General features: G+C 39.3%; 8 protein-coding genes. 6 read left to right on the plus strand and 2 right to left on the minus strand.

The features are described from left to right. Positions 1-41 precede the first annotated feature (41 nt). Positions 42-1,697, minus strand: coding sequence for a dipeptidyl-peptidase 3 family protein (locus H4J61_RS00735; RefSeq protein ID WP_182182801.1), 1,656 nt, complete (start codon positions 1,695-1,697; stop codon positions 42-44). A 145-nt stretch (positions 1,698-1,842) separates the two neighbouring features. Next, on the minus strand, positions 1,843-2,103 hold the full coding sequence (gene rpsT / locus H4J61_RS00740) for a 30S ribosomal protein S20 (protein WP_182137511.1): 261 nt from the start codon (positions 2,101-2,103) through the stop codon (positions 1,843-1,845). 487 nt (positions 2,104-2,590) lie between these two features. On the opposite strand from rpsT, the gene murJ reads away from it, so the two are divergent. From murJ to ispH, 6 genes are all read left to right on the plus strand, one after another. After that, a complete protein-coding gene (gene murJ / locus H4J61_RS00745) occupies positions 2,591-4,171 on the plus strand; it encodes a murein biosynthesis integral membrane protein MurJ (RefSeq protein ID WP_182182803.1) in 1,581 nt (526 codons plus the stop codon). A 133-nt stretch (positions 4,172-4,304) separates the two neighbouring features. After that, a complete protein-coding gene (gene ribF, locus H4J61_RS00750) occupies positions 4,305-5,252 on the plus strand; it encodes a bifunctional riboflavin kinase/FAD synthetase (RefSeq protein ID WP_182182806.1) in 948 nt (315 codons plus the stop codon). Positions 5,253-5,371: 119 nt separating this feature from the next. Continuing rightward, positions 5,372-8,221 (plus strand): isoleucine--tRNA ligase, encoded by a 2,850-nt coding sequence (gene ileS / locus H4J61_RS00755; protein ID WP_182182808.1) that lies wholly within the window; start codon positions 5,372-5,374, stop codon positions 8,219-8,221. Positions 8,222-8,351: 130 nt separating this feature from the next. Beyond that, positions 8,352-8,864, plus strand: a complete 513-nt coding sequence (gene lspA / locus H4J61_RS00760; protein ID WP_182182810.1) for a signal peptidase II — start codon at positions 8,352-8,354, stop codon at positions 8,862-8,864. 12 nt (positions 8,865-8,876) lie between these two features. Next, positions 8,877-9,308, plus strand: coding sequence for an FKBP-type peptidyl-prolyl cis-trans isomerase (gene fkpB, locus H4J61_RS00765; RefSeq protein ID WP_182182812.1), 432 nt, complete (start codon positions 8,877-8,879; stop codon positions 9,306-9,308). Positions 9,309-9,355: 47 nt separating this feature from the next. Continuing rightward, positions 9,356-10,285, plus strand: a complete 930-nt coding sequence (ispH, locus tag H4J61_RS00770; protein WP_182137505.1) for a 4-hydroxy-3-methylbut-2-enyl diphosphate reductase — start codon at positions 9,356-9,358, stop codon at positions 10,283-10,285. Positions 10,286-10,382: the final 97 nt, after the last annotated feature.

Raw genomic sequence — 10,382 nt, forward strand, 5'->3', positions numbered from 1 at the left:
CTTCACTTAACTTGATTTAACTTAACTTAACTTAACTTAACTTAATTTAGCCCAAGCACTTTTTTACCTTGTTTAAAGGTAATATCGACAGGAATTTTTGCGCTTTCTAAACTGGCTAAGTCTTCTGCTAAATGGCTGTTAATCACACCACTTTCTGCGACTAGTTTATCAACACCATCGTAATCACCGTTACCTTGCAAGGTTAGAATTAACTCTGACAAAGCATCAATAGCGGCGGTCATCTCTGCAACATTAACCTTGTATAACCCTTGTTCATTGCGAGTGAATGCACCTTGCTCAGCAAAGTAGTTAAAGCGCACCATATTGGCTTTACCGTGGGCTGAACTAGCACCAAAACGCACAGAACGGAATATACCGGTTAAAAATGTCGTGTAGTAGTCTTCTAGCGTACCTTCACTGATAACATTTTTAGCCAGTAGTTGACGTATCATATAAAGGCCTAGTACATCGGCTTTGCCTTCTTCTAAAGCTGAGGCATGTTCTTTTAATGATTGACGCACTGTACCTTTGTCATTAATGGTGTTTTTAATGCCTAAGCCGTGCGCCACTTCATGAAACATAGTGTTGGCAAAAAAAGCGGTAAAGGTGACGTTTTTTCGTTGCTCTGGCACAATTAATGTTTCGGCAATAGGGGTCATAATGGCGTCAAACTTTGCTCGCATGGCATTTTTTAACTGCAAACGACGTGTGCCTTTTTCCAGTTGTACTTGTTCGTCATTGGGCAAGTTAATCGCTATCGTTTTACCGCCAGCATTTGAATGGCCGGCATAATAAATAACATCATAGGCATTTAAGTCGGCATCAGAGCCAGGTATTTCCGCTTTATACTTTTCACTGACCGGCAAGCCACGTTGTAATTCAGGTAAAAAATCAGCGTATTTTGAAAGCTTTTCACTCCACGACATATCTTTGATCAATACGTAAGATTCAAAGGCAGCACGATAACCAAAAAGTTGATCTTCATAGGTTTCAATTGGACCTATAACAATATCAATGGGGTTGTTTTTCATGTCCATCCAAGCAAGGTCAGATGCCTGAAAATCATCATTACGTAATGCTGTGGCGCGTATATTAAGGTAATTAGCGAATTCTTTATTATCGGCAAAGGTCGCAGCTTTTTCTAAAATAACCGCAATGCGATTAATTTCGTCACTGTAGGCTTCTGAAAAGGCAATAGTGTTTAATTCACCATTTTCGTTTCTTATTACCAGCGAGTACAAACCATTTTTATCATCAAAGGTGGCTTTTTCAAATTCGGCTTTGCTCATGTCGGCGGGATAGAACTGAGCGCCAGGGCTTTTTGCTGCGCTTTCAGTTAAAAAAGCTTTGTCACCATTTAATCGATCCCAAGGACCATAATTAATACGGGCAAACTCTCTCACTTTATCGTTATTTATTGACGCTAAAAAGCTAGTTTTATCTTGGCCAAAAGCTTGTTGCCAAAATAGATCATCGATAATGTCTGAGGCTTCGATAAGTAAAGACAACATTTTTTTCTGGTTCGTGGATAGGTGCGATAAGTCAGCACTTAAGGTCACTGTTTTATAAATATCTAAACGGTCTTCATATTCAGGTAACAAGCTAACACTTGCAAGCGGTGTTACTGCTTTGTTGTCACCACAAGCGGTTAATGTGCCAGCAATGATCAGCATAGAAGCGATTTTTGAAAGTTTCATGTAAGGTTTCTCTTGGTAAATACCGCCTAGAGACTACCAAAATAGATGATAAGCGCAAGCGCAAACAACAACAAACTATTGCTTTAGTGGAATTACAGGCATAAAAAAACCGGCCAAGGCCGGTTTTTTAATTCTTTACAAAAAATTAAAGCGCTTTAATAGCAGCGTTTAAACGGCTCTTACTACGAGCGGCTTTATTTTTATGAATAAGACCTTTGCTTGCATAACGATCTAAAATCGGTGCAGCAGCAGCAAATTCTGTAGATGCTTTTTCTTTGTCACCGGCTGCGATAGCAGACATTACTTTCTTAAGTAAAGTACGCATCATTGAGCGACGGCTTGCATTGTGTTGGCGGCGCGTTTCAGATTGTAATGCGCGCTTCTTAGCAGACTTTGAGTTAGCCAAGGTGAACTCCTAAAATTGAATAAATATTGCCTAAATTTAAGGCGACGAAATATGCCTGTTTTTAACTGGTTTGTCAAATAATTTACTGTTTTAATTTGACCGTTCGGATAATTACCCGTTTGTATAAATAAAACCAATGGCGCATTCTAAAGTTTTTAGTTAAAAGTTGGAAGTGCTGTTCTCCTCTGATTTAACTAATTTTCGATATATTTGCTATTTATGTACTTTTTTGACAAAAAAAACACACTTTTAAGCCTTGAATAAGTGTGTTGCCCGATTATTCATAAAACATCTGCTTTAGGAGATTAAAGTCTTGTCTATCAATTTATAAAAGCCCCATAATAGAGAGATATTATCTATTATGCGAAATTTGGCTTGTTTTAATGATGAATCAATACTTATATTTGCTCATAATATCAGCGAATTAAATTAGTGTGAATAGGTTGAAAAATATTTTAAAAATAAGCATAACATTGGGGCAAGCTGTTTGAGTAAAAAACTAATTAAGTCAGGACTTATTGTCAGCGCTATGACCTTAATTTCACGTGTGCTTGGCTTAGTGCGAGACATTGTTATTGCCAATATTATGGGCGCGGGTGCCTCAGCAGACGTATTCTTCTTTGCCAATAAAATCCCTAATTTTTTGCGACGTTTGTTTGCAGAAGGTGCTTTTGCACAAGCCTTTGTGCCGGTGTTAAGTGAATATCACACCCTTGATGAGGAGCATAGCACTAACGAAACACGCAAGTTAATTGGCCAAGTTTCAGGCACCCTGGGTGTTATTATTACCTTAGTGACCTTATTTGGCATGATAGCGTCGCCATTAATTGTGGTCTTGTTTGGCTTCGGTTGGTTTTTAGATTGGTTAAATGATGGTCCTGCGAGTGAAAAATTTGATCTGGCGAGTACTTTATTAAAAATTACCTTTCCTTATTTGTGGTTTGTGAGTTTTACAGCACTATCAGGCGCGATATTAAATACTTATGGTCGCTTTGCTGTTTCAGCTTTTACGCCGGTGTTATTAAATGTGGGTATCATAGCTTGTGCTATTTACTTAGCACCTGTGATGGATAATCCCGCATTTGCCCTTGCTTGGGGCGTGTTTTTAGGTGGTTTTATTCAATTCGCTTTTCAGTTGCCCTTTTTATATCGCGCGGGTGCTCTGGTTAAACCAACATGGTCATGGCATTCGCCTGGCGTCACTAAAATACGAAAGTTGATTATTCCTGCACTCTTTGGCGTGTCAGTAACGCAAATAAATTTACTGCTTGATACTATTATCGCCAGTATGTTGATCACGGGTTCTATTAGTTGGTTATATTACGCTGACCGATTGCTAGAATTTCCACTGGGCTTATTTGGTATAGGTATTGCGACCGTAATATTACCCAGCTTGGCTAAATTACATACTAAGAAAGACACTCAAGAATTTAGTGATACTTTAGATTGGGGCATCAGAGTTGTTTCTCTATTTGGTTGGCCGGCTTTAGCTGGGCTGATGGTGCTAGCACAGCCGATTATTATGGTGTTATTTATGCGAGGTGAATTCACCCAACATGAAGTTTTACAAGTGTCTTATGCTTTATTTGCTTACCTTTCGGGGTTACTCAGCTTTATGTTCATTAAAGTATTAGCGCCGGGTTTTTATGCTCGTCAAGACACTAAAACACCGGTGAAAATTGCGATTAAAGCTATGGTGGCCAATATGGTATTTAATATGATGCTAGCACCATATTTTGGTTATGTTGGTTTAGCCATAGCAACGACTTTATCTGCAACCTTAAATGCACTGATGCTTTATCAAGGGCTAAAAGCGGCTAATGTTTTTCAGTTATCGGGTAAAACATGGTGGTTTATCAGCCGTCTTGTTAGCGCTGCAGGGATAATGGCTTTAGTTGTTTATCAAGTATCACCTGATTTTGATGTTTGGCTTACCTACAGCTTTACCAAGCAAGTGACCCAACTTTTGATCTGTATTAGCAGTGGCATAGTGAGTTATTTAATTTGTCTGCTTTTATTAGGTATTCGACTTTCAGATATCAAAATTAGACAAAAAACGCTTAATTAACACGATATTTCCCCTAAAATAACTCTTCATAAGGGCTGATTCTTATTGCTGACTCATATATAATTCATCGGCTTTTATTCTTTAATGATTTAGCTAGTAGTAAAGCACTATTGGCAGTAAGGTTTTTAATTAGATGCAATTAACACGTGGCATTCATAACATGCACATTAACGTTGATAACAATCGTCAAGGTTGCGTGTTAACTATTGGCAATTTTGACGGCGTTCACTTAGGGCATAAACAAGTGATTCTTGCTTTGGTTGAAAAAGCCAGAAAGCTAAACTGCGAAGCTGCCGTATTGGTCTTTGAACCCCAGCCTCAAGAGTTATTTTCGCCTGAAACAGCCCCCGCAAGATTGTGTCGATTACGTGACAAATATGTCCTATTAAAAAACTTAGGTATAGATAGATTAATTTGTATCAATTTTAATAGAAAATTTGCTAGTCTAACTGCCGAGACCTTTATCAAAGAGTTATTAGTTAAACGCTTAGCGATAAAACACTTGATTGTTGGTGATGATTTTCATTTTGGTAAAAATCGCCAAGGTAATTTTTCCATGCTTAAGGCTGCTGGCAAGCAGTTTGACTTCTCAGTCACTGATACCGCAAGCCATAAATTAGCAGGTTGTCGGGTAAGCAGCACAGCAATCAGGCAGTTATTAGAGAGAGATGATTTAGACGGCGCAAAAACCATGTTAGGGCGGCCCTATTCAATTATTGGCAAAGTTTTTCATGGTGATAAACGCGGCCGTGAAATAGGTTTTCCTACCGCCAATATAAGATTAAAACGTCGGGTTTCGCCTGTTTCAGGGGTTTACGCGGTGCAGGTTAAAAGCCCATTTGGTCACCATTACGGTGTCGCAAACATAGGTTCAAGACCGACAGTTGCTGGTATTAGGCAACAATTAGAAGTACATATATTTGATTTTGATAACAATTTATACGGTGCAATCATTGAAGTAGTTATGTTGAAAAAACTACGAAGTGAACATAAGTTTAACTCGTTAGTTGAGCTTACCGAACAAATTGCCACCGATACTGAACAGGCCCGCACTTTTGTGCAACATTTAGCTATTACTTAACGACATCGTAACGATAACTTATTGGTAAATGACTAATAAATTAGCGATAAATTAAGCAAATAAAATATAACATCATACTAAGCAAAGCCTAGTGACTACGACAACGGATATTTATTTTAATGAGTGATTATAAGCAAACCCTAAATTTGCCCGCAACTTCTTTTGCTATGAAAGGCAATATGGCAAATCGTGAACCGAATATGCTAAAAGAATGGGCAGAGAAAGATTTATACGGTCAAATTCGTGCTGCTAAAAAAGGCAAAAAATCATTTATTTTGCATGACGGCCCCCCGTATGCCAATGGTGATATTCATCTAGGTCACTCTGTTAATAAAATTTTGAAAGACATTATTGTTAAATCAAAAACCTTATCAGATTTCAATGCGCCATACGTGCCGGGTTGGGACTGTCATGGTTTACCGATTGAACTAATGGTAGAGAAAAAGATTGGCAAACCAGGCCATAAAGTTTCTGCTAGTGTTTTTCGTGAAAAGTGTCGTGAATATGCCGGCAAGCAAATTAATGCCCAACGTGAAGATTTCAAACGCTTAGGCGTGTTTGCTGATTGGGATAAGCCTTATCGTACGATGGATTTTGATACCGAAGCTAATATTATTCGCTCATTGGGTAAAATTGCTGAAAATGGTCATTTACACCAAGGTTTTAAACCTGTGCACTGGTGCACAGATTGTGGCTCATCTTTAGCGGAAGCTGAAGTGGAATATCAAGATAAGCAATCACCCGCTATTGATGTGAAATTTACGCTTGTTGATCAAAGCATTGCTGATAAGTTTATTCAGCCAGAAGGTCATTCTGAAGCGCATGTAGGTGAAGGTTCAGTTTCAGTGGTTATTTGGACCACTACACCTTGGACATTACCCGCTAACCGTGCGGTGGCTGTGAATGCTGAAGTAGAATATAGCTTAGTACAGTGTGAAACAGCGCAAGGAAAAGAACGCTTCATCTTAGCCTCTGATTTAGTGGCTTCGTGTATGGAGCGCTTTGGTATTGATAAATATCAGATATTAGGTCTTTGTCAGGGTAGCGATTTAGACCTTGTCGAACTTAAACACCCATTTTATGATTTTACCGTGCCATTAATTTTAGGTGAACACGTGACGACCGATTCAGGTACGGGTTGTGTTCATACAGCGCCAGGTCATGGTGTAGAAGATTTTGTTGTCGGTAAGATATATGATTTAGAAGTGGCAAATCCTGTTGGTGCCAACGGTGTTTATTTAGAAGATACCCCACTTTTTGCAGGTCAGCATGTTTTTAAAGCCAATGCTAATGTTGTTGAAACCCTAAGAGAGCATGGCACATTAGTGCATTATCATGCGATAGATCATTCTTACCCGCATTGTTGGCGTCATAAAACACCATTGATTTTCCGTGCTACACCACAGTGGTTTATTAGCATGGACAAGAAAGGTTTACGTCAAGATTCATTAAAAGAAATTGAAAAAACACGCTGGATTCCTGATTGGGGCCAACGTCGTATTGAATCTATGGTTGAAGGTCGTCCTGATTGGTGTATATCACGTCAACGTACGTGGGGCGTGCCAATGGCATTATTTATTCATCAAGATACGGGTGCTTTGCATCCTCGCACGATTGAATTAATTGAAAGCGTAGCAAAACTTGTTGAAGAGAAAGGCATTCAAGCATGGTTTGATTTAGAGCCATCAGCGCTTATCGGCGATGATGCTCAAGTATACGTTAAAGTTCCTGATACCTTAGATGTTTGGTTTGACTCTGGTACAACACACTACTCTGTTATTAATGCCCGTGAGGAGTTTGACGGCATTGCTGACTTGTACTTAGAAGGTTCGGATCAACATCGTGGTTGGTTCATGTCTTCAATGATTTCTTCAGTCGCAATGAACGGTAAAGCACCTTATAAGCAAGTACTGACTCATGGCTTTGTGGTCGATGCTAAAGGTCATAAAATGTCTAAATCTTTAGGCAATGTTATCACGCCAAAAGAAATCACCAATACACTAGGTGCAGACATTTTACGCTTATGGACAGCGTCGGTAAATTACACCCAAGAGATCACTGCAGGCGATGAAATATTTAAACGCCAAGCTGATGCTTATCGCCGTATTCGAAATACCTCGCGCTTTTTATTATCAAACTTAAATGGCTTTGACCCCAAAACAGACTTAATTGCTTTTGATGATATGGTGGCACTTGATCGTTGGGCGGTAGATAAAGCGGCGCAGTTACAAGCAGATATTATTGCGGCTTATGATGAATATGAATTTCATTTGGTCGTGCACAAGTTAATGAACTTTTGCACAACAGAGCTGGGTGGCTTTTACTTAGATATTATTAAAGACCGCCAATACACTGCTAAAGAAGACAGTGTAGCTCGTCGTTCATGCCAAACAGCGATGTATTTAATCGCTGAAGCGATGACACGTTGGATGGCACCCATTTTATCTTTTACGGCACAAGAAATCTGGCAAGCATTGCCAACACCATCAGGTGAGACTCGTGAAGAGTTCGTTTTTACAGGTGTTTGGTTTGATGGTTTACCAAAAGCTTCAACAGCTAGTGTGTTAAATAATGATTACTGGAACGAGCTTTTATTAGTGCGCACAGAAGTCAATAAAGCGCTAGAAAATGCCCGTAAAGAAAAGCAGGTGGGTAAAGCGCTTGAAGCCGCGGTTACATTATATGCTACCAGTGAGCTGGCAGAAAAATTACAGCAATTAGGGGAAGAACTGCGTTTTGTACTAATTACCTCTAAAGCCGTGGTTGAAATTGTTGAGAGTGCGCCAGCAAATACTTTAGCCACTGAAGTTGAGGGTTTATGGTTAACTGTTGCTCCAGCACAAGGTGTTAAGTGTGATCGCTGTTGGCATGTCACAGAAGATATTGGTCAAGATGAAAAGCACCCAGAGCTTTGTGGACGTTGTATTACTAACGTAGAAGGTGACGGTGAAGTTCGTCAATTCGCTTAAGTAGAAAATAGGCGAATGATATTGAAACTAAAACGTGTAGTACTTGTTTAAAGTCTGCACGTTTTCTCGTTATTAATAGAGTGAAGTATCGCGCTTCAAACGCGAGCAATATAAGAGAGTTTATTGTGCTATGAAAAAGTTATTTACCGAAACAGGGTTACGTTGGTTATGGTTAACCTTGGTTTTTTTAGTGGCAGATCAAGTGACAAAACAATTAATCGTCAGCAATATGGACTTGTATCAATCAATCGATATTTTGCCTTTTTTCAACTTAACTTATGTCCATAACCTTGGCGCGGCATTTAGCTTCCTTGCCGACCAAGGTGGTTGGCAACGTTGGTTTTTCACTGCGATTGCTGCCATTGCCAGTATTGTTTTTATTGTTTGGTTAGCAAAAACGCCTAAACAACAAGCACTATTATCAGTGGCATTTGCGTTAATGTTAAGTGGTGCAGTGGGCAATCTTATTGATCGTGTGCTATTTGGTTATGTTATCGACTTTCTCGACTTTTATGGCTTTGGCTATCATTTCCCTGCCTTTAATATTGCCGATTCAATGATCTTTATTGGTGCTGCACTGATGATTTTCGATTCATTTAAAAATGGTGAACCGAGCAAAAACACACAAAATATTAAGACTTAAAGAGATATTTATATGACAAATTTAGTAACAGCTTCTTCACAAATTATCGCCCACATTACTATGAAGCTATCTGACGGCTCTGCAGCAGATAGTACTAAGGTTAACAAAAAGCCAGCAAAAATCATTATGGGTGATACCAGTATTTCACCAGCGTTTGAGGCGCAACTTACGGGCATGTCAGCTGGTGAGAGTAAAGAGTTTACCTTAGCCGCTATTGACGCATTTGGTGAGCCTTTACCTGAGAATATTCATTACATGGATATCTGTAAGTTTAATGAAGACGCTCCAGCAAAAGTAGGTAATATTATTACTTTTAGTCAACCAGGCGGCGAGTTACCTGGCATGATAAAAGATGTCTCAGGCAGTTCAGTCACTATCGATTTCAATCATCCGCTAGCCGGACAAGACGTTACTTTTGTTATCGACGTTGTTGAAGTTACCTAAATTACCTAAATTGATCAGTTAATCAGTTCAGCAATAATGAGAATGTTATGGAAATTATTTTAGCTAACCCTCGAGGTTTTTGTGCCGGTGTTGATCGGGCGATCAGTATCGTTGATAGAGCGCTCGATTTATTTGAAGCGCCTATTTATGTGCGTCATGAAGTGGTGCATAACAAGTTTGTGGTTAATGGCTTAAAAGAACGTGGTGCGGTATTTGTTGATGAGCTAAATGAAGTGCCTGACGACAGTACGGTAATATTTAGCGCTCATGGTGTGTCAAAAGCTGTGCGCAACGAAGCGAAAAATCGTGGCTTAAAAGTCTTCGATGCCACCTGTCCTTTGGTCACTAAAGTTCACATGGAAGTATCACGCACGAGTCGAAAAAATATTGAATGTATTCTTATCGGACATGCGGGTCACCCAGAGGTAGAAGGCACCATGGGGCAATATGAAAGCACTCAAGGTGGTATTTATTTAGTTGAATCTACTGAAGATGTGGCAACACTTGAAATAAAAAATCCAGAAAAACTCTATTATTGCAGCCAAACAACATTATCAGTTGATGACACCAGTGATGTTATCGATGCCCTAAGAAATAAGTTTCCTTTGATTCAAGGGCCGCGTAAAGATGACATTTGTTATGCGACACAAAATCGTCAAGACGCGGTGCGCTCTATTGCAGAGCACGTGCAATTAATGCTGGTGGTTGGTGCTAAAAATAGCTCTAATTCTAATCGCCTGCGGGAGTTAGCAGAGAAAATAGGCACCAAATCCTATTTGATTGATACAGCAGATGACATTGATGTTTCATGGTTAGAGGGTATTGAAAAAGTGGGGGTTACAGCCGGAGCTTCAGCACCTGCAATTTTGGTTAAGCAAGTTATAGAGGCGCTTAAATCTCTGGGTGGTAAAGAGGTGATTGAATACCCAGGCAGAGCGGAGAATACTGTATTTGCGGTACCGATAGAATTGCGCTAGTCTTAGAATATATTTTACAGTGGTAATGTGTAGATAATTTTAAATTAATTATCATTTAATTTTTTACTTACTTTTTTACTTACTCTGTCAGCTGATT

The sequence above is a fragment of the Colwellia sp. MB3u-4 genome (genome assembly GCF_014077065.1).
Classification (GTDB): Bacteria; Pseudomonadota; Gammaproteobacteria; order Enterobacterales; family Alteromonadaceae; genus Cognaticolwellia.

Bases quoted from the DNA above. Each gene is read 5' to 3' on its own strand.
- ribF (WP_182182806.1), top strand. From the start codon at position 4,305: ATGCAATTAACACGTGGCATTCATAACATGCACATTAACGTTGATAAC.
- fkpB (WP_182182812.1), top strand. From the start codon at position 8,877: ATGACAAATTTAGTAACAGCTTCTTCACAAATTATCGCCCACATTACT.
- ileS (WP_182182808.1), top strand. From the start codon at position 5,372: ATGAGTGATTATAAGCAAACCCTAAATTTGCCCGCAACTTCTTTTGCT.
- H4J61_RS00735 (WP_182182801.1), bottom strand. From the start codon at position 1,697: ATGAAACTTTCAAAAATCGCTTCTATGCTGATCATTGCTGGCACATTA.
- ispH (WP_182137505.1), top strand. From the start codon at position 9,356: ATGGAAATTATTTTAGCTAACCCTCGAGGTTTTTGTGCCGGTGTTGAT.
- lspA (WP_182182810.1), top strand. From the start codon at position 8,352: ATGAAAAAGTTATTTACCGAAACAGGGTTACGTTGGTTATGGTTAACC.